We start from the raw sequence: 24,244 nt of genomic DNA on the forward strand, positions 1-24,244 counted from the left end.
CGTGCGACTGGGGAGGTTCGATCGCGCCCGCTGCATGGTTATGTCCGATAGGACATGTCGTAGCCGGCTCGACGGAGTGTCTCACCGGACAGGCGTGGTCCGGCTCGTCGCTCCGCGAAGAGTGCTGCGAGCGGCCAGGGCGGCTCTGTTGGCGCCCGTCCGGTTGGGGATGCCCGACGGACATGGCGGAGCCGGCCGGACGGCTAAACGTGGGACAGCTGTGCTCCGGCTCGCCGGTCATCGAGGAGCACCGCGAGCGGCCAGGGAGGCTCCGAGGGCGCTCGCCCAGGGGCATGTCCGATAGGACATGTCGTAGCCAGTCCTATGGGCGCGGTACGGACGACGGGTGTGATCCGACTCCTCGCTACGGCGAGCGCCGCGAGCGGCCACGGCGGCTCCGTGGACGTTCGCCGCGTGGGCATGTTCGACAGGACATGTCGTAGCCGACCGGACGGCTGGCCGTGTGGGTGCCCCGTCAGGTTGGGGCTGTCCGGCGCGACATGTCGTGGCCGGCCGGCCGGGTGGCCACGCGCACACATACATGGTGTCCCATGGGACAGGTGTGAGTCGGCTCGTCGGCCGCCGGGGCGCCGCGAGCGACCAGGGCGGCTCCGATGGCCTGCCATACTGGACTGTCCGAAAGGACAGGTAGGAGCCGTCTCCTCGGCGGCCGGCAGGCGCGGTAGCTGCGTGTCCTTTCGGACATGTGTCTGGCGAGGCGCCCCTTGCGTGCGGAGAGCGTGCATCTTGCGCGCTGGGGCGGGCAGGGGAGCGGCGCTCCGTCGCGTTCACCGGAGTGATCCCGGCCGCTCGCGCGAGGGCGTGATTCTCTCTGGGGGTACGACCCATGTCGTCGCCGCGCCTGGATGTCTTTTAAGACAGATAGCATCAACCGCCCGGCAGCTCGAGCGTGAACGTCGAGCCGCGGCCGGGTTCGCTGGTGGCCGTGAGGCTGCCGCCCATCGCCTCGGCCAGGCGGCGGCAGATCGTCAGGCCCAGGCCGACGCCGTCGAAGCGGCGGGTTGACGAGTTGTCGGCCTGGGCGAACGGCTCGAAGGCGGTCGCCAGCTCCTGGGGGGTCATGCCGATGCCGGTGTCGGCGACGGCGAAGCGGACGAGCTTGCCGGCCCGGGAGGCGCGCAGGGTGACCTCGCCGCGGGCAGTGAACTTGGCGGCGTTGCCGAGCAGGTTGACGAGGATCTGGCGCACCAGGGTGGGGTCGCCGAGCATGACGCCGAGATCTTCCCCGGAAAAATCGCGGACGAGGCGGTTGTCGCGGCGGGTCAGGTCGGGCAGGGCCATGCTGACGACGTCGTTCAGCATGGTGACGAGGTCGATCGGCTCGCGCGCCGGCTCGATCCGCCCGGCCTCGATCTTGGTGAGGTCGAGGATGTCGCGCACGATCGCCAGCAGGTGGTCGCCGGCCCGGTGGATCTTGTCGAGGTCCGCCAGCATGCCGTCCTCGCCGCGCTCGCCTGCCTCTTCGGACAGCATCTCGCAGTAGCCGAGGATCGCGTTGAGCGGGGTCCGCAGCTCGTGGCTCATGTTGGCGAGGAAGCGCGACTTGGCCTCGCTGGCGGCCTCGGCGGCGCGGCGGGCGTCCTCGAGGCGGCCGAACAGCAGCGCGCGGTCGATGGCGATCGCGGCCTGGACGGCGAGCAGGCGCAGGGTCTCGCTGCGATCGGGGCTGAAGGCGGCTGCGACCAGGTTGTTCTCGAGGTAGAGCACGCCGAGGCGCTCGCCGCCGTGGACCAGCGGCGCGGCCAGCAAGGAGCGCGGACGGACGCGGCGGACGTAGGGGTCGTCGGTGAAGCGGGCGTCCTCGGCGGCGTCGTCGACGACCAGCGGGCGGCCGCTGCGGTGAGCGAGGATCGCCACCGCGGCCGGGACTGTCTCGAGCTCGGGCAGCGGGACGTCGCCGAGCGGCGCGTGCCGGTCGCCCTCGGCGACGTACTCGTGCGCGCCGACCAGCCCGGGCCCGCGCGCCAGCAGCAGGACGCCGCGCTCGGCCCCGCTGTCCTCGACGAGCAGGCGCATCACCGCGGCGAGCAGCCGCCCGAGGTCGAGCTCGTCGGCGAACACCTGCGTCGCCTTGAACAGGGTGGCGAAGTCGAGGTGGTGGCCGGCGCGGTTCAGGGTGGCCTCGGAGCTGGCTGTCCTCGAGGACAGGTCATTGCCGGGCCCGGGCAGCGAGGCGTCGAGGCCGTCGAGGTCGGCGTGGCGGCGGTCGAGGCCGGCGTGCTCGAGCGCGCGGACCTTGGCGAGCGCGCCCCAGCGCAGGTAGGCCCGGCGGGCGCGGCGGAGGTAGACCTGCTGGGCGTCGCGCAGGCCGGCGGCGGCGAAGTGGTGGGCCGCCACCTCGCAGGCGACCGCCTCGTCGTGCGGTCGCGCGTGCCGGACCGCGGCCGCGAGCGCGGCCTCGTAGGCGCGCAGGGCCGCGGCCCCGTCACCGGCGACGCGGTGCTGCTCGGCGCGGACGAGCTGCGCGCGGGCCTCGAAGTTGGCCGGGCAGCCGCGGCTCCACCCGGCCAGCTTGTCGACGGCCGACTGCAGCGCGCGACGCAGGCGCAGGCCGCCGAGGGGGCCGGGGGCCGGGCCGCGGCGGGCCAGCAGGAGCGCGCGGAAGAACACGTGGTCGGCGTACAGCGGGACCTGGCCGAGCTCGCGGGCGGCTCGCGGCTCGGCGCGGTCGCTGTCGGCCAGGCCGTCGTCGATGCGGCCGAAGATGAAGTGCAGCATCTCGCCCTGGACCGCGCGCGACAGCGTGACCATGTAGTCCGCGTGGTGCTGCGGGTCGACGTCGCCGGCGTCGACGGGCGCGCCGGTGAGGGCGCCGACCGCTGTGGCCGCGGTCTGGAGGTGGGTGACCGCGCTGCCGACGTGGGCCGCTCGCGCCTGCACCAGCCCGGCCTCGAGGTCCTGGCGCACCTGCTCCAGGGGACTGCCGGCCTGCATGCGCGTGCTGACCACGGTGCTGGCGCACAGGCAGGCGTACATCAACTGGCCCGAGTCCAGCCCCGCCTGCTGGCCCTCGCGCAAGATCGGCACCGCGCGGGCGAACGGGTGGCGCCACGGCTGGATCATCGAGCCGTAGAGGAACTTGACCACCGCCTCGACGCCGCGGTCGGGGTAGCGCGCCAGGACCTCGAGGGAGAAGCGACCGTAGTCGTCGCCGACCTTCGTGTCGCGCTGGACGAGCGCCAGCATCATGCCGTAGCTCAGGTACTGCGCGGCCGACAGGCTCGACGTGCCGTGCTGCAGCGACAGTCGGGTCGCCCGCATCGTCATCGCCATCATCGTCATCATGTCGAACTGAAAGACCGCGCCGATGATGATGAAGTAGATCCGCAGCGCCAGCTGGACCGTCGCGTCGCGCAGCGGCGGGATGTCGGCGAGCGTCGCCGGCGAGCGCCCGGCGATCGCCGACCTCGTGCGCATGAACTCGACCATCACGCCGGGCAGGCCGGTCCGTCGCGGGGTGTCGAAGCCGATCGCGCTCAGGCCGACGAGGCCGTGGTCGACGCAGGCCTCGAGGCGGCCGAGGTGGAGGTCGAGCGTGGCCCACAGCTCGCACGCGAGGGCGCGCTCGCGGGGCTCGCGGGCGCGCTCGACCAGCGCCGAGAGGGCGGCCTCGGCGGCCGCGTGCTCGCCGGTGAGGAACAGGCCCTCGGCGCGCAGCAGCTCGAGCGCGAACGCGGTCTGCGGGGCCTCGGCGGCGATCGGGGCGAGCAGCGCGACGCCGGCGGAGGCGTAGCTCGCCATGGCCGCGAACGCGCCGGAGGCCCGGGCCTGGCGCGCTGCCGACAGATCGATCTCCGCCAGCGCTCGCCGCTCGCCCGCGTCCTCGACCTGGCTGACCGCGGCGTTGAAGTGGTCGGCGATCTCGAACAGCCGCGGGTGGCGCTCGTCGACCGCGTCGCTGCCGCGCAGGCGCCGGCCGAGGGCCAGGTGGATCGCCGCGCGCTCGCCGACGTCGAGCAGCGACTCGACCGCCTGCTGCACGCGGTCGTGGAAGAACCGCCAGCGTCCGCCGCAGGCGACGATCAGGCCTGCGCGCGCGGCCTCCACCAGAGCCGCCGCGAGCTCCGCCTCCGGGCGCCCGGCCAGGTCGGCCAGCAGCGCGGCGTCGAACTCGCCGCCGACGCAGGCGGCGCGGCCGAGCGCCTCGCGCGTCGCCTGTCCCAAAGAACGTGTCCTTTCGACCATGACCGTAACGACATCCGCGGTCGTCGCGGCGCCGGCGATCGCGGCCTCGTCCCAGACGAAGCGGGCGCGCTCGGGGTCGAAGGCGATCTGGCTCTGGTGGGCCAGGTCGCGCAGGTACTCGCCGACGAGCAGCGGCACGCCGCCGGTGCGCTCGTGGACCAGGGCCGCCAGCGAGGCGACCTCGGCCGGGGCGCGGCGCAGGGCGTCGGCGACCAGCGCCCGGGTGTCGTCGGAGGTCAGCGGCCGCAGATCGATGCGCCGCGACACCGGCTCCAGCGCGGCCAGAGTGGCCTGCAGCAGCGGCGAGACGGCCTCGTCGCGGACTGTGGCGATCACCAGCAGGCCGGGCGTGACCTCGTCGATCAGCAGCGCGGTGAGCAGCTCGAGCGAGGCCGAGTCGGCCCACTGCAGGTCGTCGAGCAGCAGCACCAGCGGCGCGGCCGGTTCGGCGAAGGCGCGGACGAGCGCGCGCACTGCCCGGTGCAGCCGGCCCTTGGCGGCGCCGCGGGAGTCGCCGTCGGCCCCGGCGGGCGCGAGGGCGCGGGGCAGCGCGGGGCGCAGCTCGGGCAGGAGGGTGAGCAGCGGGCCGGCGAGGCGGCCGAGCGAGCGGTCGAGCGCGAGCGAGCGGCGGGCCAGGCCCTCCTCGGAGTCGGCGAGCATGGCCTCGACCAGCTGCAGGAGCGCGGCTCGCAGCGCGCTGTAGGGTTGGTCGCGGCGCAGCTGCGCGAACTTGCCGGCGACGAGGCGGCCGCTGCGGCCGGCGATCTCGCGGTCGAGCTCGTGGACCAGCGCGGACTTGCCGATCCCCGGCGGCCCGGCGACGACGAGCAGCTCGGACGCGCCCGCGGCGACCCGCGCGTAGGCGCACGACAGCTCGGTGGCCGCCGCCTCGCGCCCGTACAGCCGCGCCGGCAGCTCGAAGCGGGCCGGCGCGTCGCGGGTCGCCAGCGGGAAGCGCGTCGGCGCCTCGCCGGCCCGCACGCGCTCGCGGCAGTGCTCGAGGTCGTGGCGCAGGCCGCTCGCGCTCTGGTAGCGGTCGTCTGCCTGTTTGGCCAGTAACTTGAGGACAATGTCCGAAAGGACATCCGGGACGCCGGCGGCCAGCTCGCCCGGCGGTCGGGGCGCGCGGGCGATGTGGCCGTGGACCAGCTCGATCGGGTCGTGCGCGGCGAACGGCGGCGCGCCGGTCAGCATCTCGTAGAAGGTCGCGCCGAGCGAGTAGAGGTCGCTGCGGGAGTCGACGGGCCGGTTCATGCGCCCGGTCTGCTCCGGGGCGATGTACGCGAGGGTGCCCTCGAGCACGCGCGGGGGGCCGGCGACTGCGAGCTCGCGCGGCACCTCGGAGGCGATCCCGAAGTCGATGACCTGGACCTGGCCGGCGTGGTCGACCAGGATGTTGCGCGGCTTGATGTCCTTGTGCAGGACGCCGCGGCGGTGCACCGCGTCGAGGATGTCGGCCAGCTGTACGGCGAGGTCGAGGAACTCGAGGAGCGCCAGCGACCCGCGGCGCAGCCGGGCGTCGAGCGTGTGCCCGCCGAAGTCGAGCAGCACCAGCCGCAGCTCGCCGTCCTCCTCCTCGAGCGCCCGCGCGCGGACCACCCCGGGCGCGTCCAGGCGTCGCAAGATCTCGTACTCCCGGCGCAGGCGGGCCCGCTCGTGCGGGTCGCTGCGGGCCGCCGGCAGCCGCTTCAACACCACCGGCCGGTTGTCCGTGGTGTCGAGCGCGCGGTCGAGTGAGAACACGGCGCCGTCGTGCAGGTGTTCGACGACGAGGTAGTGGCGCACGACCCACGAGTGTATCGCCAGGGTCTCGCGCGAGAAACCAGGTATCCTCGCGCGGTGGTGCGTCCTGAAGACACGGACGAGCAGGACCCCGGAGGGGGCGGGTCGGCCGCGTCATGCTGCACCGTTCCAGCGGGTGAAAGTCCCGTCCGGGTAAGCGCCGGAGCGCCCGGTAGCAGGCCCCAGGCGCGAGGAGAGATCCTCGCGGCCCGAGCGGGGCGTCAAGAGCCTCTACGGAGGGAGCAAGAACGCGGGCCGCAACATCAAGTGAAGCCTGCAGCCTCGTCAGAGAAACAATGGGGGAGCCGAGCCGATCACTTCGCGGCGAAGGCCACGTCCACCGCGCACGAGACCGGAACAGAAAGCGCGGGGGGTCCACCCGGGGTAGGGGGCGCAGCACGCGTTCAAGGAGCGATGCGGAACAGGAGAGGCCCGTCTGCACGGTCTGTGTCGGGGCAAGGTGGCTCGTATAAGCCGAAGGCGAAGTCGAGCGCTGTGCAGCGGGAGTCCGAGGGGGTCGTAGTACCGGCGATGGCGGCGCAGAACAACGCCGCCGGAGGGAAGGGCCCCTGGGGTGGTCGTGTCGGAGAAGAAGGTAAGCGCGAGGGCATGGCCTGCAGGACAGGTCCCAACAACCCCGCGCGGCGCAGGCCGCGTGACAAAGTGCGAGAACTTCGACGCCGACTGTGGGCCGCAGCCAAGCGGCATCCGGGAAGACGTTTCCATGCGCTGTACGACCGCATCTTCAGGCGTGACGTCCTGAAGGAAGCATGGAGGCGGGTGAAGAAGAACAGGGGGTCAGCGGGCATCGATGCCCAGACGCTGGCCGAGGTGGAAGAGCTCGGCGTCGATCGCTTCCTCGAAGCGATCGGTGCAGAGCTCGAGGCGGGGACGTACCGGCCGAGCGCGGTCATGCGGCGGTACATCCCGAAGGCGGACGGGAAGAAGCGGCCGCTGGGGATCCCGACAGTCCGGGACCGAGTGGTGCAGATGGCGGCGAAGCTGGTGCTGGAGCCGATATTCGAGGCGGACTTCCTTCCGTGCTCGTACGGCTTCCGGCCGAAGCGCAGCGCGACGCAGGCGCTCGAGCGACTGCGCGTGTTGGGAGCGCGAGGTGGAAACCATGTGCTCGACGCCGACATCCGCGACTACTTCGGCAGCATCGATCACGAGCGACTCATGAAGCTCGTCGAGATGCGGATCTCGGATCGAAGGGTCCTCAAGCTGGTGCGGCAATGGCTCGAAGCCGGCGTGATGGAAGACGGCGAGGTGACGGCGATGCTCTCGGGGACACCCCAGGGCGGGGTCATCTCACCGCTGCTGTCGAACATCTACCTCGGCGTCCTCGACAAGTTGTGGCAGCGACGGCACGCCCACCTGGGCGAGCTCGTGCGCTACTGCGATGACTTCGTGATCCTGTGCAGGACCAGGAAGGCGTGCGAGGAGGCCGAGGTCAGGGTCCGCGAGATCCTGCGTCGACTTCGACTCGAGCTGCATCCGGAGAAGACGAGGCGCGTCGAGCTGAGCCGGGGACGGCAAGGCTTCGACTTCCTCGGCTGTCACCTGCGTAAGCGCATGTCCGGTCTGATCTGGGAGAAGGAACGCCGCAGGGCGTACTTCCTCCAGCGCTGGCCTTCGACGCGCAGCTTGACGCGGGTGCGACAGCGTGTGAAGGAGCTGACCGGTCGTAACCGCCACGGGGTCAAAGATGTGCGGGTGATCATCCGCGACATCAATCCGGTGCTGCGCGGCTGGGCCAACTACTTCCTCACCGGGAACGCCGCCGCGAAGTTCAACCAGATCGACACCTACGTATGGAGTCGACTCCGCGCCTTCATGGTGAAGCGCAAAGGTCGACATCTCCACGCGGGGGAGGCCAAGGTCTGGACACGCGACTTCTTCCACAACCACGGCCTCCATCGTCTGCGGGGGACCGTGCAGTACCCGGAGGCAGCGTAATGCAACGGCCCGAAAGTCCACCGGTAAGCCGTGTGCGGGAAATCCGCATGCACGGTTTGAACGGGGGTCCTGCCCTTCCTCCGGGGCAACAGCCGTACTCGGCAAGACCGAAGGAAGGGTAGGATCTACCAGTGACGCCGCCCGCTGTTTCCGCGAGAGATTGGGACATCACCGTGTTCGGGGCCACCGGCTTCGTCGGCCGGCTGTGCGCCGCCTACCTCGCGGCTCATGCACCGCGGGAGGTCCGCATCGCCGTCGCCGGGCGCTCGCGCGAGAAGCTGGCGGCGGTGGCGGCGGAGCTCGGGCGCGAGGTCGGGGTCGTCGTCGCCGACACCGGCGATCCCGCCGCGCTGGCGCGCATGGCCGCGAGCACGCGCGTGGTGCTCACCACCGTCGGTCCTTACGTGCGCTACGGCGAGCCGGTGGTGCGCGCGTGCGTCGAGCAGGGCGCCGACTACCTCGACCTCACCGGCGAGCCTGCCTTCGTCGATCGCATCATCGCCGAGTACGACGAGGCCGCCCGGGCCCGCGGCGTGCTCGTGGTGCCGTGTTGCGGCTTCGACAGCATCCCCACCGACCTCGGGGTGCTCTGGACCACGCGCGCCCTCCCGCGCGACCGGCCGCTGACGATCTGCGGCTACATGCAGGGCCGCGGCCGCTTCTCCGGCGGCACGCTCGCGTCCGCGCTTGGCGTGCTGGCCTCGCCGCCGCCGCGCAAGTCGCGGAGCGGCGGGTCGACGGGCGCGCGCAAGCGGGCCGCCGCGATCCACTACCAGCGCGCGCTCGGCCGCTGGGGCCTGCCGCTGCCGACCATCGACCCGATGATCGCCCGCCGCTCGGCCAGGCTGCGCGGCGACTACGGGCCCGACTTCAGCTATGCGCACTACATCGCGCTGCCGCGGATCTACCACGTCGGCCTGGCGCTCGCGGGGGCGGGGGCGCTGGTCGGCGCGGCCAAGATCGGCCCGCTGCGCCGCATGTTGACGCGCATGAACCCGCCAGGCAGCGGGCCGAGCCCCGAGGTCCGGGCGAAGAGCTGGTTCAAGGTGACCTTCGTCGGCCGCGCCGGCGACGACCCGCCGGTCGTCGCCGAGGTCTCCGGCGGCGACCCGGGCTACGACGAGACCGCCAAGATGGCCGGCGAGACGGCCCTTCTCCTGGTGTTACAAAGGGACATGTGCAAAAGTACAGGCGGCGTGTCGACCACCGCGGCCGCCTGCGGCGAGCTGCTCATCGACCGCCTGCAGGCGGCCGGGCTGCGCTTCGCGGTGAAGCAAGGCGGGGAGTGACGCGCTCATGCCTCACGGACACCGCAGGACGAGAGGTGAGCGCGCACCGCGGTCGTCTGGCTGTCTCTTTAAAAGAGTCGTCTGCGCCGTCGCGCTGGCGAGCCCGCTCGGCTGCGCCGCCCGCTCGCAGGGACGCGCGCCGGTCGAGCAGCCGACGCGGGCGGTGGGCGAGTCGAGTCGGGTGGCCGTGGACCTCGTCTTCGACGGCAAGGCGCTGACGACGAAGATCCAGAACAACACCGATCGATCGTTGACCCTCACGTCCACCATTCAGGCGCTGACGTTCGACGGCGTCGACGCCATGACGCCGATCGTCGGCCCGGACGTCACGGTGCCGGCAGGTGCGAGGAGTCAGGGGCTGGTCGTCGAGCTGCCGACGATCGCCGACGGCTACTACCGTGTCACATCGACGGCGACGGCCAGCACGCCCGCCGGTATGGAGCAGGGAGGCGCCCAGGTGTTCATCCACGTCCAGTCGGGCGTGGCCCGGGAGATCGAGTGGGCCGAATGGGACGACAAGACGGGCGACGGCCCGGTCGTCCCGGGTTGAGAAAGCGGCGCGACTGCGTGCATTCGCGCGACCGCGAATGCACGCACCAGGGGTGCTGCAAATGCCCCGCGGCGGGAGTTAGCCCGGCCGGACCTCGTCGACCAGGCGCGAGGACCACGGGCACCAGTGCCCGCCGGGCAGGAAGGCGCCGCCGGCCTCGTCGAGGTGGTCCTCGACGTATTGCATGCTGGCGTCGCAGACCTCGATCGCCACGTCGAAGAAGTCGACGTAGTTCGGGTCGAGGTGGAACGACCAGCCGGGGTTGTAGGGCACCGCCCGCTTGATGATGCGCCCGTGGATGTGGATCCGGTTCTTCTCTTCGCCGCTGAGGATCTTGCGCGCGTGCGCGATCTTGGCGTCGTCGTTCAGCTCGATCACGAAGCGCGGCTGGCCGTTGGTGTCGGTGAAGCGAAAATAGGCTGCCATGATGATTTCCTGCCCGCGGCCCACGCAATCATGCTCCGCCGGCGATGGCCGCAAAGACCGCCAGCAGAATCGAGGTCCCCGAAGGTGACCGAACTAGGGCCGGAGCGCAAGGCATGATTTCGCGACGGGCGAAATACATCGTCTCCGATCGCCGCCGACGGTGATCGCGGTGATTTGTTGCGAGGACGGATCGCCATGCTGGCCGAAAAGCCACGTGGGCAGTATCGCTCGGTATGGGCGGTCGATCGGCCAATCACACGTACGAGCGGCGCACAGGGAAGGATGATTTGGAATACGCCGACTCGCGGCGGGAGAATGGTGAATCACGGATCGTCGGCCCGGACGGCGACCGAGGCCGCGATCGACGCGGACCACGAGACCTGGCTTGCGACGCGCTCGCGGCCGATGCACCCCCAGCGGCCTCGACGGCGCTCACGGCCGAGTCTGCCAGTGTGCGCGGATCTGCGCTTGCGTGCGGCTGCGCGGGTGTCAAGGTCAGCGCGTCGCGCCGGGCGCGACGCACCCGCGAGGACGCATGCATCGACGCGCCGCCATCCTGTTCTCGGTCGCCCTGACCGCCTGCGACGCCGACGAACCGACGCCCGCCGCCGCGGCCCCGAAAGCGGCCACGCCGGCGCCCACGGTCACGGCAGGGCAGCCCCGCGTGCTCGCCGAGCTCGACCTCGGGGGCGGGCACGTGGTGCTGTTCGAGGAGCTCGAGCCGGGGCTCATCAGCGTGGTCGAGCACGGCCGCGTCGACGACCCGCAGCGGGCGGTGACGCCGGAGCTGATGCGTGAGGGCGCGGCCGAGGTGTGGTCGAGGCTGGCCCCCGGACGAGAGCTGCCGCCCGCGCTCGCGGCGGCGCTCGACCGCCAGGCCGAGCGCGAGGTCGAAGAGGTGTCGCCGTCGCCCAAGCCGGTCGCGCCGCCGACGCTGCCGGTCGCCACAGTGTCGCCGACGCGCGACGACTGGGAGCAGCAGTGGTTCAAGGCGACGTTCTGCACCCGCCCCGAGCGCAGCCATTGCACGCAGGGCTGGGAGTGGGCCGAATCGACGTCCGACATGAACTCCGGCGAATACGAGGCAGTGGCGATGCAGGGCCGCGAGGGCACCCAGGACGCGACATTCACCACGGATTGGTGGAAGTGCCGCCGGACCTGCGAGTTCTTCGATTGCGACCTCGAGTGCTGGTGGGAGCGCGGCTCGACCGACACGATCAAGCCCGGCACCTGGGTCGGCCGCCATTACGACAACGACCCGGGTCTGAAGCTCACCGGCGGTACCACCTACAAGGCGGAGATCGTCGGGGCCACCGGAGCGCTGGTCAGCCTGCGCACGAAGTGGGAGCCCTGGCATGAATGAGCGCTCGCCGAGGTCGGCGTCGCCGGAGATCCGGCGATTGAATCAGGAGCCGTGCGCCGCGAGCACGCGCTCGACCACGCCCCAGGGGCCGCGCACCGGCACGCCCTCGCGCTCCTCGGCCGCGAGCGCCCGCCTCGCGGCCTCGGCGAACGAGAGCCGGACCGGGTGATCGATGAGCGACCAGTAGCGATCGCTCTGCGCCAACAGGTCGTGCGTCAGGCCGACGACGATGTTGCGGGCCACCGACCAGTCGGCGCGGGTGACGAAGCGGACCCATAGCGACGACAGGCGCGGCGTGAGCAGCGGGACGTCGAGCGAGGCCGGCCGCCGGAGGCCCATCACGCGGGCCGTCTCCGCGAGGATCTGCTTGCCCGTGAGGACGTCGGGGCCGGGGATGTCGAACCACGCGCTGTCCGTCTCGAGCTCGAGCGCCCGCACCAGCGCGACCACGACGTCGTCGATCGCCACCGGCTCGGTGCGCGAGCGGAGCCAGCGCGGCAGCACCATCACCGGCAGGCGCGCGGCGAGGTCGCGGACCACCAGCCAGCTCAGGCTGCCGTGGCCGACGATCATGCTGGCGCGCAGCTCGACCGTGGCGACCAGGCCGGCGCGCAGCGCCTCGCCGACCTCGAGCCGGCTCTGCAAATGTTCGGACCCCGCGTCGATCGGCGCGACGCCCCCGAGGTAGACGATTCGTCGCATCGACGGGACCGCGCCGGCCGCGGCCGCGAAGGTCCGTGCAGTCGCGACCTCGCGCCGGCGGAAGTCGGCGCCCTCGCCGATCGCGTGGACCAGGTACAGAGCCGTGTCGCAACCCGTCAGCGCGCGGGCACAGACGGCCGGATCGCCGACGTCGCCCTCTATCCATTCGAGCTCCGGCCAGCGAGCGCGAGCCCGGCGAGCGTCACGGCTGAGCCCGCGGACCTGCCAGCCGGCCCGCAGCAGCGCCGGCCGGACCGAGCGGCCGACGAAGCCGGTGGCGCCGGTGAGGAGGATCCGCGGCATCGTTCGCTTGCATAGCACGCACCCGCCGGCGCGCCTGCCTCCGCGGCCCGGCGCGTGATAGCGTGAGGGCGTGTCGACGACGACGCACGCACTGCCCGGACCGAGCGCGCGGCTGATGTTTCGCTGGTGGACCGCCGACGACTTCGAGCTGGCTCGAGGATTGTGGGGCGACCCGCGCGTGACGGCGAGGATCGCCGGTGAGCCGTTCACGGAGCCGCAGATCGCCGCCCGCCTGTCTGCGGAGATCGATCAGGGCCTCACTCACGGGGTGCAGTACTGGCCGGTGTTCCTCCGCGACGATGGGTCGCACGTCGGCTGTTGCGGGCTCAGGCCGCACGCGCCGCAGGTGTACGAGCTCGGCTTCCACCTGCGCAGCGCGTTCTGGGGCCGCGGCCTGGCCGGCGAGGCCGCGGGCGCCGCAGTCGCGTTCGCCTTCGGTCCGCTCGCGGCGCGCGGCCTGTTCGCCGGGCATCACCCCGAGAACACCGCCTCGCGCGCGGCGCTGCTGCGATTGGGCTTTCGTCACACCCACGACGAGTTGTATCCACCGACCGGGGCGATGCACCCGTCGTATCGCCTCGACCCGTGATAGGAATGCCGGGCTGCGAATCGTCGGGCTCGCTGTGATGATCGCAATGCGCGTTCTCGCACTCGCCGCTCGCGCGGGCCCGCGCCCTGCTCGCTTGCGTCCGCTTGTCCCCGCCGCGGCCTCGTGCGACCGTCGCCGGGCAGCATGACCGCGGTGATTCTGACGCAACGCGAGATCCGCCAGCTCTTGCCGATGGCGGAATGCATCGAGCAGATGGCCGAGGTGTTGACCGCGCTCGCGCGCGACGAGGCGACCAGTCCGCTGCGCTGGGGCATGCGCCTCGCGGGCGGGGGGATCCTCGGCATGATGCCGGCGGCGCTGCACTCGCGGCAGGCGCTCGGCCTCAAGATCGTGGCCGTGTTCCCGCACAATCACGGCACCCCGCTCGATTCGCACCAGGGCCTGGTGACCCTGTTCGACGCCGAAACCGGCGCGCCGCGGGCGATCCTCGACGCCACCGAGGTCACCGCGATCCGCACCGCCGCGGTCTCGGCGGTGGCGACGCGGGCGCTGGCCCGCAGCGAGGCCGACGAGCTGGCGATCCTCGGCGCCGGCACGCAGGCGTGGACGCACCTCGAGGCGATGCTGTGCGTGCGACCGATCCGCCGCGTGCGAGTGTTCAGCGCCACGCCGGCCAATCGCGCGGCGTTCGCCCGCCAGGCGGAGCAGCGATTCGCGGTCGAGGTGCGCGCGGTGGGCTCGGCGCGCGAGGCGGTCGAGGGCGCGTCGCTCGTCTGTACCACCACGTCGGCGCGCGAGCCGGTGCTGCTGGGCGACTGGCTGTCCCCGGGGACCCATGTGAACGCCGTCGGCGCCTGCGTGCCCTCGGCCCGCGAGCTCGACGGGCGCGCGGTGGCCCGCGCGCGGCTGTACGTCGACCGCTGCGAGTCGGCCCTGGCCGAGTCCGGCGATTTCCTGCTGGCCCGCGCCGAAGGGGCCGTCGACGATTCGCACATCCTCGGCGAGCTCGGCGAGCTGTTGTGCGGCGCGTGCGAGGGTCGGCGCGGCGCCGAGGACATCACATTATTCAAATCGCTCGGCCTCGGGGTCGAGGACGTCGCCGTCGCGCACTACTTGCACGGGCGCGCCGTGGCCACCGGCGTCGGCATCCACGTCGAGCTCGGCGGCCGCCGTCGCGTCGGCGATTGAGCGCTCAGACGGTCGCCGGCAGGCCCAGGCGCTGCTGCACGGCGGCGAGGTCGTGCGCGAGCCAGTCCTCGAGCGGCTCGGCGAGCAGCAGCGGCGCGCGCCGGGCGAGGTCGCGACCGATCCGCACGTTCTTTAAAATCTCGCGGAACTGATGCGGGCGCAGCAGCGGCCCGGCGAGCGCCAGCAGGGCGAGCAACGCCGCGCCGGCGCGGAAGTACCGTTGCTCGAGGATGAAGGCGGTGATCCGCAGCTCGCCCGGGATCGAGGTGTCGCAGCCGAGCAACACGTGGAACATGTCGTGCAAACAAATGTAGCGAGCGATCGCGGCGTTGTGCCGCAGGGTGTCGTCGTCGAACGCGTCGCTGATGGTGGCCGGGACGATGGCGTTGGCGGCGCAGAAATCCGCATAGGCGCGGCCGAACGTGCCGGGCGGCGAGCGACGCAGCGCCGCGTGGTCGAGGCGCAGGCGCAGGCGGTCGCAATCGCTGCGCGCGCACAGAGCCGCGACCTGGGCCCGCACCTCCTCGCGCATGCGCGCGCCGAGGAGGTCGCTCTGCAGCACCGCGGCGTCGCCGATCCGCGACGGTTCGGCGCGCAGAGCCCGGAGCTGCCGCAGGCGCGCCCACCAGGAAGGCGTTTCGCTCGGCATGATGAATCAGGATAGCCGCAGTTGCGGCGCGATCTGACGGCGTCAAGAGCGAGCGCAGCTTCTGCGAGCGGGTTTCAGAGCCGCGGCGTCCACACGAACAGGCCAGGCAGGGCAGACGTTGGGCACGGTGGCCGCGGCCACTCCGCTGCTGCCCTTCGTCACCGGTGTCTTGGGTGCGTTGACCGAGACCTTCACTGTCTTCTCCTCACGGGCGAAGATGGGCGCGCAGGGTCCGGAGCGTCGACATGGTGAAGCCAGGATAGCCGGCGACCTGACCGCGTCAATCGCCTTGCAGGACCCACTCGACGTGATGCGCCTCGGTCAGGTCGGGCGGCTCCCAGCGGGCGAGCATGCGCTCGATCGCCGCCACCGGCACCTGGGCCTCGCGTTCGCGGTTCTGTCGCATCATTCGGCGATACGGCGTGTCGAGGAAGACGATCCGGACGCGCGCGCCGTAGTCGGCGCACAGGTCGATGAGTCGGCCGCGGAGGTCGCGGCTCAGGTTGGTCGCGTTCCACACGAACGGCTGGGAGCGCCGCAGGTACTCGCGGGCCTGCTCGCGCGCGGCCTGGATCACCGCGTGTTGCGGCCCGCCGTGATCGACGTCCAGCTCCTCGCGCAGGGCGTCGAGCGAGATCACCGGCAGGTCGAGGTTGTGGGCGATCCAGTGGTCCTTGCCGCTGCCGGGCAGGCCCGACATCAGCACGACCTCGCAGCGCGTGTCGTCGTGGACCGCGAATCGCGGGTCGCGGTCTTCGCTGCGGAAGTAGACGAATCGCGTGTGCGCGCTCGGGAACGTCCACGGGCGGTCGAGGCACTCGTGCTCGGCGCAGAAGTCGACGAACAGGTCGATGTTGTCGAGCAGCCGCTGGGGGTCGCGGCAGATCCGCCCGAGCGCGTCGGCGCGGGTGAGCAGGGCCAGGTGATCGCAGCGGACCGTCTGGCTGATCTTCGCGGCGCGGCGGCGGGCGTCGTCCTGGTCGATGAGGAAGAACGGGATCTGGTGGGTGCGCACCAGCGCCGTGATCCGCTCACGCACGACCGGGTCGACGCCCAGCTTCCACAGCATCGCGCGGACCATCAGCGCCCCGCGCGGCGAGTGACCGGGCTGGCGGATCCGCCCGTCCTCGACGCGCGTGCACACCGGCTTGGCGATGTCGTGCAGCAGCGCCGACGCGAATACCACCTCGCGGTCGGCGGGCGCGAGCGCCTGCCAGCCGGGCAGGCCGACCAGCGCCTCGCACACCATCTTGGTGTGGGTCCAGACGTCGCCCTCGGCGTGGTGCTCAGGGTCTTGCGGGCAGGCGGCCATCGGTGCGATCCACGGCTCCGACAGGCTGTCCCAAGGGACAGCCGTCGAGGTCGCCGGATCGGCGGGACAGGGGTAGGGCAGCAGCATGGCGGATCCTCCGTCGGCGCGCGCGAGGCCTCATGCGGGGGCCCACAGATCGACGCCGTCGGCGAGTTGGTTGGGGACGATCGGGCGGTCGAGCCAGTGGCTGCCGCTGTCGAGGATCGCGTTGAGGAAGCTGGCGCGGACCCACTTGAGGCGTGCGGTGACCCGGCCCTCCTCCTCGACCTTGATGTAGAGGCCTTCCATGTCGTCGAAGCCGTCGGTCTCGGCGACGACCTGCGTCGGCGCGACGCCGGCCATTTCGCCGGCGGCGACCAGGCGCTCGCGCCACTGCGGGGTCTTGAAGCGCGACGGCCCGACGTGGCGAGTGATGTCGGCCGGCCGCTCGGGGTGACCCTCCCACAGCACCTCGACCGAGACCACCGGCAGGCCGCGCAGCATCTCGCGGCGGCGCGCGGTCGACAGGAACTCGCCGGTCTCGCGGTCGAGGATGTCGAACTCCATGAAGTAGTGGGGCAGGGCGTCGTAGAAGCAGGTGTGTTTGGCGTACAGCCATTCGCCGTACATCACGTAGCGCTCGCCGAGGGCCAGGTAGAGGTCGTCGGCGTGGGTGTTGGCCCAGCGCTTGAGCAGGTCGAAGTGGCGCTCGCGGCCGCCGCCGGTCAGGTAGTGGCCGCGGCTCTGCAGCAGCAATTGGCCTGACCCGTCGAAGCTGATGCCGGCGTTGCCGCCGTCCATCTTCTCCTCGACGACCACGAAGCGGCCGCGGACGTCGCGGAAGGGCACGGCGTCGAGGTCGTGGTCGCCGTGCTGGAAGCGCGAGCCCTCGAGGTGCTGCGTGCGCGGATATTTGAGAATGGGCGGTGTCATGACGGACGCTCCTTCGCGCCGCCGGCCGCTCCCGCCGGGCCGTCCGGGCCGCTCGCCTGTCGCGTCGACGACCTCGCGGCCCTCACGGCCGTGAAGCGATCGACGCAGGCCACGAATGGCGACTGCCGGGGACGGGGGAGCGCGCAGGCGCTCAACGGGCCGAGACGGGCATGAGGCGTGACCTCTAGGCGGGCGACGCAAGATGCACGAACTCCCGGCGCGCGTCAAGCGACCGCGACGCGTCCGCGACGCGCCCATGACGCCTCCTCGACGACGAGCGCTCGCGCCCGTGGATACAACAGGGTTGATACTTTTGAACATGTTCAAAAGAGCATGTCTAAAGGGTCACTTTATTTACGCGCCTGCGCATCCCGGATGTGCGCGGCCGGGGCGGTTCGGCTACCCTCGGCTTGCGATGCCGCCGCCCGCCGTGGAAGACGTTCGCGCAGCGCTGGAGGAGCTGCGTACGGCCGACCGGATCTTGCTCTCGGTGGAGGGCACGACGCAGTTCTTGAGGCGCCAGCAGGGCTTCGATCTGCTCGGGCTGCCGACCGCCGACGGGATCTTCGGCGATCAGACCCGCAGCGACAACGCCCACGCCGGAGAGGAGCTGCTGACCGCGCAGCAGGCCATGAACCGCGCGGCTCGTCGCCTGGGCCTCGATGACGACGCCGACCCGGAGACCCTGGTGCAGTGGGGTCGCCTCGACGACATCTTCGATCACGTGTGGACCGACTTCCTCGCGCTCGGCCGGGCCGAGCACAACGTTGCGGTGGCCAGCCGGGTCCGCAGTCGCGTGCGCGCCCTGTTCGCCCGCGTGTGCGCCCAGCATCCGGAGGCCGCCGTCGGCGTCGCTCCGCTCGCCGACGAGGCCGACGGCGCCGACGACATCGACACGCGGCCGCGCACCGATCGGCTCAAGCTGGCGGTCGGGATCGCGCTCGTCGTCGCCTGGGCCGCGCTCCTCGGCCTGCTGTGATTGCTCGCAGCCGTCGACGCGCTCCGCTGCCACCATTCACCCGGGCGGTTTCGCCCCCGGCCGCAGAGCGACAAAAGCGATGACCTCGGGTCGTGCTGCCCCGCTCGCGCCGCCGGCTGTTCCGCCTCGTCGGATTCGCGGTCGCCGCCATCCCCGAGCACGCGCACGGCCGCCAGCCCCGATCGGTGCGCGCGCGCTGCTGGTCGCGCGCGAGGAGCTGGCATTCGCGGTCATCGAGTCGTTGTTTTCGCACAGGGTCGAACCGTCGATCCGGGAGCAGCTCCTGTCGCATTTGACAGAGAGCTCGACCAGATACTGCCGCCATACCGCTGTCGGGGCCGCCCGCCTCGCTCTTCTCGGCGGCGGGCCTCCCGCAGCCGGATCGAGATGCAATATCAACACGCGCCGGATCGCCGAGGTCGCGCAGGGGGTCGACGAACTGGTTGCCGCTCGCGAGTGGGTCCTGGGCGAGCTGGCCGACGCGCTGCTCGACCCCAGCGAGCGCTGCCCGATCCTCCAGGACCGCCTCGCGGATCGCCGAGGTCGATCGCCGGCTCACCGCGACCACAGCCGCCCGGCTCCGCCCGCGCGGACGGTCGCGTACGCCGGTGCACGCTTGCCTGCCGACGAGCCAGCCGGTAGCGTCGGTCAATGCGTTTTCAGACCTCTCTGTGTACGACCTACGCCTTGATCTCGGCGATCGCGCTGCTCCCCGCCTGCGCCGACGACGTCACCACGACCTCCGCGCAGCCGGAGACCGAGTCCGGCGGCACCGATACCACCACCGACGGTTCGTCCGGCGCGCCCTCGACCGACACGGTGCCGACGACGACGACGAATGTGCCGACCACCGGCATGGGCATGACCGACAGCACGACGACGGCCGGCACAGTCACCTCGTCGACGACCGAGCCGATCACGACCACCGACGGCACCCAGACCGGGCCGGGGACGGCCACCGAGACCACCACCGAGACCACCACCGACACGACCACCACGGCGACCACGACCACCGATACCGACACGGGCCCCGGCACGACGACTCTCAGGGTCGACCCGGTGTGCGGCAACGGGGTGCTCGAGGGCGGCGAGTCCTGCGACGACGGCGCCGAGAACGGCTCCGGCAAGGCGTGCAAGGCCGACTGTACGCTCAACGTGTGCGGCGACGGCGACCAGGGCCCGGGCGAGGAGTGCGATTCGGGCGACCAGAACGGCCAGCCCCAGAGCAACTGCACCGGCCTGTGTCTCCTCAACGTGTGCGGCGACGGCATCCTCGGCCCCGACGAGGGCTGTGACGACGGCGCCAACAACGGCGACAACAACACCTGCACCTCGATGTGCGAGCCCAACGTGTGCGGCGACGGCCTGGTCGGCCCCGGCGAGGCGTGCGACGACGGCAACCAGGTCGACAACGACGAGTGCAGCAACGACTGCGCGCTCGCGACCTGCGGCGACGGCAAGGTCGCGGCCCAGGAGCAGTGCGACGACGGCAACAACGTCAACACCGACGCCTGCACCAACTCGTGCACCCAGGCGGCCTGCGGCGACGGCTTCACGCAGGACAGCAACAACGAGGAGTGCGACGCCGGCGAGCAGAACTCGGACCAGAGCGACTGCACCGCCAGCTGCAAGGTCAACGTGTGCGGCGACGGCCTGCCCAACCAGAACGGCCAGATGCCCGAGGAGTGCGACCTCGGCGCGAACAACGGGCCGGGCCAGGCCTGCAACAGCCAGTGCGAGATCAACGTGTGCGGCGACGGCGACAAGGGCCCCGGCGAGGAGTGCGACGACGGCAACGTCGTCGGCGACGACGGCTGCAGCGCGACCTGCTTGCTCGAGTTCTGCGGCAACGGCATCGAGGAGGGCGCCGAGCAGTGTGACGACGGCAAGAACGGCGACCAGGACGACGGCTGCACCGACCAGTGCCTGGTCCCGTTCTGCGGTGACGGCCTCGAGCAGCCGAGCATCGGCGAGCAGTGCGACCTCGCGGCGCAGAACAACGACACCGGCGCGTGCACCCTCGCCTGCAAGGACGCCAAGTGCGGCGACGGCCTGATCTGGGCCGGCCACGAGCAGTGCGACGACGGCGCCAACAACGGCAACAACAAGCCGTGCAAGGCCAACTGCACCGTGAACGTCTGCGGCGACGGCTTCGTCGGCCCCGGCGAGGCCTGCGACGACGGCAACCAGAGCAACGAGGACAGCTGCACCAACGCCTGCAAGCTGGCGACCTGCGGCGACGGCATCAAGCAGCTAAACGAGCAGTGCGACCTCGGCCCCAACAACAACAACAACGGCGCGTGCACCCTGGCCTGCCTGCTGCCCAAGTGCGGCGACGGCTTCGTCCAGGCCGGCGAGCAGTGCGACGACGCCAACGGCAGCAACGGCGACGCCTGCCTCAACACCTGCAAGACCGCCAAGTGCGGCGACGGCTCGGTGTGGGTCGGCAACGAGGACTGCGACGACGGCAACGTGGTCAGCAACGACGGCTGCAACTCGGGCTGCAAGCGCCCGAAGCGGGTATTCCTCACCAGCCAGTCGTGGAGCGGCAACCTCGGCGGCCTCAACGGCGGCGACCAGAAGTGCCAGGCGCGCGCCAACGCGGCCGGCCTCGGCGGCACCTGGAAGGCCTGGCTCAGCCTCGGCAACCAGAACCCGAACACGCGCTTCACCAAGTCGACCAGCGGCTACCACCGCCTCGACTTCCTCGAGATCGCCCAGACCTGGATCGACCTCACCGACGGCACCATCGACGTGCCGATCAACCTGACCGAGCTCATGCAGATCAACGACGCCGACGTCTGGACCGGCACCCAGGCCAACGGCAACACCGCCAACAAGACCTGCTCGGACTGGGACTCCGGCTCGGTCCTCAATCAAGGTCGCGAGGGCCAGAGCACCGAGACGAACGGCGACTGGACGATCATCGGCGAGGTCGTCGGGTTCGCGCAGCTGTGCAACGGCAGCAATCGCCTGTACTGCTTCGAGCAGTAGAAGAAAGCCAAATTCATGCTAAGATTCCGAGCACTTACGAGTGCTCGGAAGTGCGTCTCCCCGACGTCTCCAAGGCGTGGATCGCGCTGGAGCTGCCGCGGCGACGATCGACGTAGTCGCTCGCAGTCTGCAGATCCTTGTGGCGGAGGTGGCTGGCGACGGCCGCCACCCCGCCACCGCCCTCGGCGATCCGTGTGCCGCACGACTTGCGGAGGACGTGGGTGCCGCGCCAGGGCAAGCCCGCGCGCTTCACGAGCGCCTTCATCCAGGACTTGATGTGGTGCTCCTGGAAGTGACTTCCGTGGTTGTCGAGCACGAACACGCCGGACTTCGGAAAGCCGCGCAGCGTGGCGGCGAGACGCGTCGTCAGGCCGACCTCGTCCTCGGTCCTGCCCTTGGGGAGGTCGACCTTGTCCCGGACGAGGTTGTGGCGGATCGTCATCAGCCCTCGCTTGAGATCGACGTCCGTCCACTTGAGCGCGAGAATCTCTCCGCGCCGGAGACCGCCGTCGAGGCCGAGCAAGACGGCGACGACGAACATCGGCCCCATCGCTTGAGCCGCGGCGAGCAGCGCTACCTGCTCCTGGTCGTCGTAGGCGACCGCAGGCTTGCGCTTCCGGCGGGGAATCTCGAAGTCCACGGGCGCGCTCTTGATCTCGTTCTCGGCGATGGCCCGGTTGAACACCCGGCGGAGGGTCTTGAGCACCTCGCACATGGTGTTGTGCGACTTGCTGACCAGCGACTTCTTGATCGCGGTGATGTCCTTGGGCGTCACCTCGTCGAGCCGCCGCCGGGCCAGCACCGGGAGCAGGTACAGGCGCAGATGGACGTCGTAGTTCATCCGAGTGTTGGTCCCGAGCCGGTCGGCCAGGCACAGGTCGAGGAAGGTCCTGGAGAACTCCTCGAACGTCGGGGGCGGCGGCTTCTCGGGCTCGGGCTCGGGCGCGAGGAGCTGAGCGAGGAGCTCCTGCTCGAGCGCCTTGGCCCACCGCTCGGCAGCGGACCTGCCGGTGACCGGCGCCTTGACTCGTTGGCGGAGCCTGCGCCCCACTGTGTTCTCGACGCGAACGTCAACTTCAAATTCATTCTTCGATCCCTTCCACGGGCGCAGCGTGATCATGAGTGACCTCCCGCGCTCGCACTTTTCGCCGAGAGCCATTGTGCGATGATCCGGGGGTCGAAGCGAAGGGTTCGACCGAGCCGGAGACCTCCCGGGATCCCGCCCCGCGCGTGCCGGGCATACACTGCTCCTTTGCTCGTGCGGAGCAGTACGGCGAGTTCCTCGACCGTCATGAGCGGCGGCGGCAACGGTACGTCCTCGCGCGAACTCACGGCGTCCGGCGCCTGCGGATGGGCGATCGACCCGCTGCTGTCCGAAGAGACATGCCGTCTCCGGCGACCCGCTATATTGTAAGGATGCGTGCTCTCCACGAACCACCTCCCGAAATTCAAACCACCCACTTCTCCAATGCTCGACCCGACTTCCCGAACGTGCCGCTCACGGCGGCGCGGGCCAGAGTCGGCTCTGGTTTATGACGCGAGGCAGCACGGCTCGCGCCTCGGCCCGCACGAGCCTTCAGAGCCTGATGCCGTCGTGGTCAGCCATGGGTCGCGGCCGCTCCGGCTTGGACCATCGACCGCATGATCAGTAACTCGTGCTCGATGGTGCTCACCCGCGCGAGCCCCTTCTGGTGGTGCTCCTCGTACTCTTCGGTGAACGCGCTGATGAGCCCGAGCGCCTGAACGACCTCGTCCTCCGTCACCACCGGCAGCGGCTCCGCGAGCTCGCTCGACCCCTCGGGCACAGCTTGCACGTGCGGGGTTCCTGCCGCGACCTCCGTCCTCTCCGCGCTCGGTCGATCCTCCACGGAGTTGTCGGCCTCGAGCGCCGTCGTCTCCACCTCCGCAGCAACGACGACGAGCGCCGGCTTCGCGCGTTGCTCGAGTTCCTGGCGCAGGGCGGCCAGTTCCGCCTCGGCTCGCGCGAGGCGAACGTCGAGCACCTCCTCATACGCCCTCATGCGCTGGCGTAGCGCCGCGAGCTGGCGCTCGACGAGGCTGACAAGAGTTGGAGCTGCAACATTCGGGGACTTGGGTACATCAGCCGACAGATGCCTCGTCGCTGAGTTGCCTGAGTTCGCTGCCCCTGCGGGCTGCCGCGCCTCGCGGGTGAACTCGGAACGGAAGCTCGGCTGCTCAGCCTCTCCGACACCAGCGGCTGCGGCTCTCGCCGCCTGCCGCGCCTCGCGGGTGAACTCGGGACGGAAGCTCGGCTGCTCCGCCTCCCCGACACCAGCCGCCGCGGTTCTCGCCGCCTGCCGCGCCTCGCGGGTGAACTCGGGACGAAACTCGGGCGACGGCCCAGGCTGAGCGGGCGGCGGCGTGACCAGCGGCCCGGTCGGGGTCGAGTGAGCGCTTCCCGGAAATCCGAACTGTTTGGCCCACTGCTGAAGCAACTTCTCCGGCTCGGGCGAGCCGACGATCATCGAGGCGACCTGCTTGGCCTCGTCACTGCCGCCCAGGAGCTGCGCGAGGGCCTGCTCGAGGCCGGCGATCTTCAAGCCCGCCTGCGCCATCACCTCATCGAGGGTGCCGGGGCTCCCCGCCTCCCTGGCGACGCGCTCCTGACGGTGCTTCTCCGCCTCGACGAAGCTGTTGGCGATCAGCATCGCCACCGAAATCCAGCTCGGCGCGTTGGAACTTGGCGTCTGCTGCAGTTCGACGCCGTCGAAGATTTTCATGACTGTCCTCCTCCCCGTTCTGCCCGGGTGACCTCGTGCGCAGGCCGCCGAACTCCTGTGCAGTGCTCCCCGAGTCGTTGGCTTCCCCGGCGACTACGTCCGGTACGGTGATGTCGACGAGGGAGACCTGGGTATTCCCCTCGAACTGCCCTGACAACCGTCCACCGCATCGGCTCCACGCCTCCGATGGCACCAGCCAAGCCCAGCGAGGACTGATGTGCAAGACGGTTCAACGTTTTTTTTCCCGCGCCGATGCGGGGCGGATTGTGACAGCTCGCCACTGCGCCGCGCCACTCCGCGCGCGACTTGGTACCCTATCGGTGGCCGAAGATCACCGCG

The 24,244-nt window shown here is 70.9% G+C and carries 17 protein-coding genes; 8 read left to right on the forward strand and 9 right to left on the reverse strand.

Annotated elements, in window-relative coordinates:
- Positions 1-888: 888 nt before the first annotated feature.
- Complete coding sequence (locus O0S08_RS50925; protein ID WP_269036834.1) at positions 889-5,991, reverse strand: protein kinase domain-containing protein; 5,103 nt, start codon at positions 5,989-5,991, stop codon at positions 889-891.
- A 528-nt stretch (positions 5,992-6,519) separates the two neighbouring features.
- Between O0S08_RS50925 and ltrA the strand changes: the two genes are divergently transcribed.
- The 3 genes from ltrA (at position 6,520) to O0S08_RS50940 (ending at position 9,786) form a co-directional block, all read left to right on the forward strand.
- Positions 6,520-7,947 (forward strand): group II intron reverse transcriptase/maturase, encoded by a 1,428-nt coding sequence (ltrA, locus tag O0S08_RS50930; RefSeq protein ID WP_269036835.1) that lies wholly within the window; start codon positions 6,520-6,522, stop codon positions 7,945-7,947.
- A gap of 131 nt (positions 7,948-8,078) precedes the next feature.
- Positions 8,079-9,236 carry a saccharopine dehydrogenase family protein gene (locus O0S08_RS50935; RefSeq protein WP_269036836.1) on the forward strand — a complete coding sequence of 386 codons (1,158 nt, stop codon included), beginning with the start codon at positions 8,079-8,081 and terminating at the stop codon, positions 9,234-9,236.
- 187 nt (positions 9,237-9,423) lie between these two features.
- Positions 9,424-9,786, forward strand: a complete 363-nt coding sequence (locus O0S08_RS50940; protein WP_269036837.1) for a hypothetical protein — start codon at positions 9,424-9,426, stop codon at positions 9,784-9,786.
- Positions 9,787-9,864: 78 nt separating this feature from the next.
- Here O0S08_RS50940 and O0S08_RS50945 read toward each other — a convergent pair whose 3' ends face one another.
- A complete protein-coding gene (locus O0S08_RS50945) occupies positions 9,865-10,212 on the reverse strand; it encodes a BP74-related protein (protein WP_269036838.1) in 348 nt (115 codons plus the stop codon).
- 535 nt (positions 10,213-10,747) lie between these two features.
- Here O0S08_RS50945 and O0S08_RS50950 point away from each other — a divergent pair.
- Positions 10,748-11,575, forward strand: a complete 828-nt coding sequence (locus tag O0S08_RS50950) for a hypothetical protein (protein WP_269036839.1) — start codon at positions 10,748-10,750, stop codon at positions 11,573-11,575.
- 42 nt (positions 11,576-11,617) lie between these two features.
- On the opposite strand, the gene O0S08_RS50955 is transcribed toward O0S08_RS50950, so the two are convergent.
- The gene (locus tag O0S08_RS50955) at positions 11,618-12,580 is read right to left on the reverse strand and encodes an NAD(P)H-binding protein (RefSeq protein WP_269036840.1); all 963 of its coding nucleotides are present in this window, start codon (positions 12,578-12,580) and stop codon (positions 11,618-11,620) included.
- A 70-nt stretch (positions 12,581-12,650) separates the two neighbouring features.
- On the opposite strand from O0S08_RS50955, the gene O0S08_RS50960 reads away from it, so the two are divergent.
- Entirely contained in the window at positions 12,651-13,169 is a 519-nt protein-coding gene (locus tag O0S08_RS50960) for a GNAT family N-acetyltransferase (RefSeq protein WP_269036841.1), read from the forward strand.
- 144 nt (positions 13,170-13,313) lie between these two features.
- Positions 13,314-14,318: an ornithine cyclodeaminase family protein gene (locus tag O0S08_RS50965; RefSeq protein ID WP_269036843.1), complete on the forward strand. Its 1,005-nt coding sequence runs from the start codon at positions 13,314-13,316 to the stop codon at positions 14,316-14,318.
- Between the two features lie 4 nt (positions 14,319-14,322).
- On the opposite strand, the gene O0S08_RS50970 is transcribed toward O0S08_RS50965, so the two are convergent.
- The 3 genes from O0S08_RS50970 to O0S08_RS50980 form a co-directional block, all read right to left on the reverse strand.
- The gene (locus O0S08_RS50970) at positions 14,323-14,967 is read right to left on the reverse strand and encodes a Coq4 family protein (RefSeq protein WP_269036844.1); all 645 of its coding nucleotides are present in this window, start codon (positions 14,965-14,967) and stop codon (positions 14,323-14,325) included.
- 280 nt (positions 14,968-15,247) lie between these two features.
- Complete coding sequence (locus O0S08_RS50975) at positions 15,248-16,366, reverse strand: AAA family ATPase (RefSeq protein ID WP_269036845.1); 1,119 nt, start codon at positions 16,364-16,366, stop codon at positions 15,248-15,250.
- Positions 16,367-16,396: 30 nt separating this feature from the next.
- The gene (locus O0S08_RS50980; protein ID WP_269036846.1) at positions 16,397-17,191 is read right to left on the reverse strand and encodes an RNA ligase family protein; all 795 of its coding nucleotides are present in this window, start codon (positions 17,189-17,191) and stop codon (positions 16,397-16,399) included.
- A 415-nt stretch (positions 17,192-17,606) separates the two neighbouring features.
- Between O0S08_RS50980 and O0S08_RS50985 the strand changes: the two genes are divergently transcribed.
- Both O0S08_RS50985 and O0S08_RS50990 read left to right on the forward strand, forming a co-directional pair.
- Positions 17,607-18,170: a hypothetical protein gene (locus O0S08_RS50985; protein WP_269036847.1), complete on the forward strand. Its 564-nt coding sequence runs from the start codon at positions 17,607-17,609 to the stop codon at positions 18,168-18,170.
- Between the two features lie 651 nt (positions 18,171-18,821).
- Positions 18,822-21,164 (forward strand): DUF4215 domain-containing protein, encoded by a 2,343-nt coding sequence (locus O0S08_RS50990; protein WP_269036848.1) that lies wholly within the window; start codon positions 18,822-18,824, stop codon positions 21,162-21,164.
- A gap of 34 nt (positions 21,165-21,198) precedes the next feature.
- Here the strand turns inward: O0S08_RS50990 and O0S08_RS50995 are convergent, their stop codons facing one another.
- From O0S08_RS50995 to O0S08_RS51005, 3 genes are all read right to left on the reverse strand, one after another.
- Positions 21,199-22,284: a tyrosine-type recombinase/integrase gene (locus tag O0S08_RS50995; protein ID WP_269036849.1), complete on the reverse strand. Its 1,086-nt coding sequence runs from the start codon at positions 22,282-22,284 to the stop codon at positions 21,199-21,201.
- Complete coding sequence (locus O0S08_RS51000; protein WP_269041929.1) at positions 22,281-22,457, reverse strand: helix-turn-helix domain-containing protein; 177 nt, start codon at positions 22,455-22,457, stop codon at positions 22,281-22,283. Before O0S08_RS51000 ends, O0S08_RS50995 begins: the two co-directional genes overlap by 4 nt.
- A 305-nt stretch (positions 22,458-22,762) precedes the next feature.
- Positions 22,763-23,905 carry a hypothetical protein gene (locus O0S08_RS51005; RefSeq protein ID WP_269036850.1) on the reverse strand — a complete coding sequence of 381 codons (1,143 nt, stop codon included), beginning with the start codon at positions 23,903-23,905 and terminating at the stop codon, positions 22,763-22,765.
- Positions 23,906-24,244 lie beyond the last annotated feature (339 nt).

It is taken from the genome of Nannocystis punicea (assembly GCF_026965555.1).
Taxonomy (GTDB): Bacteria; Myxococcota_A; Polyangia; order Nannocystales; family Nannocystaceae; genus Nannocystis; species Nannocystis punicea.

Excerpts from the sequence above, each read along its gene's own strand:
- O0S08_RS50980 (WP_269036846.1), bottom strand. The coding sequence starts at position 17,191 with ATGACACCGCCCATTCTCAAATATCCGCGCACGCAGCACCTCGAGGGC.
- ltrA (WP_269036835.1), top strand. The coding sequence starts at position 6,520 with ATGGCGGCGCAGAACAACGCCGCCGGAGGGAAGGGCCCCTGGGGTGGT.
- O0S08_RS51000 (WP_269041929.1), bottom strand. The coding sequence starts at position 22,457 with ATGACGGTCGAGGAACTCGCCGTACTGCTCCGCACGAGCAAAGGAGCA.
- O0S08_RS50985 (WP_269036847.1), top strand. The coding sequence starts at position 17,607 with ATGCCGCCGCCCGCCGTGGAAGACGTTCGCGCAGCGCTGGAGGAGCTG.
- O0S08_RS50995 (WP_269036849.1), bottom strand. The coding sequence starts at position 22,284 with ATGATCACGCTGCGCCCGTGGAAGGGATCGAAGAATGAATTTGAAGTT.
- O0S08_RS50975 (WP_269036845.1), bottom strand. The coding sequence starts at position 16,366 with ATGCTGCTGCCCTACCCCTGTCCCGCCGATCCGGCGACCTCGACGGCT.
- O0S08_RS51005 (WP_269036850.1), bottom strand. The coding sequence starts at position 23,905 with ATGAAAATCTTCGACGGCGTCGAACTGCAGCAGACGCCAAGTTCCAAC.
- O0S08_RS50950 (WP_269036839.1), top strand. The coding sequence starts at position 10,748 with ATGCATCGACGCGCCGCCATCCTGTTCTCGGTCGCCCTGACCGCCTGC.
- O0S08_RS50955 (WP_269036840.1), bottom strand. The coding sequence starts at position 12,580 with ATGCCGCGGATCCTCCTCACCGGCGCCACCGGCTTCGTCGGCCGCTCG.
- O0S08_RS50965 (WP_269036843.1), top strand. The coding sequence starts at position 13,314 with ATGACCGCGGTGATTCTGACGCAACGCGAGATCCGCCAGCTCTTGCCG.
- O0S08_RS50970 (WP_269036844.1), bottom strand. The coding sequence starts at position 14,967 with ATGCCGAGCGAAACGCCTTCCTGGTGGGCGCGCCTGCGGCAGCTCCGG.
- O0S08_RS50990 (WP_269036848.1), top strand. The coding sequence starts at position 18,822 with ATGCGTTTTCAGACCTCTCTGTGTACGACCTACGCCTTGATCTCGGCG.
- O0S08_RS50945 (WP_269036838.1), bottom strand. The coding sequence starts at position 10,212 with ATGGCAGCCTATTTTCGCTTCACCGACACCAACGGCCAGCCGCGCTTC.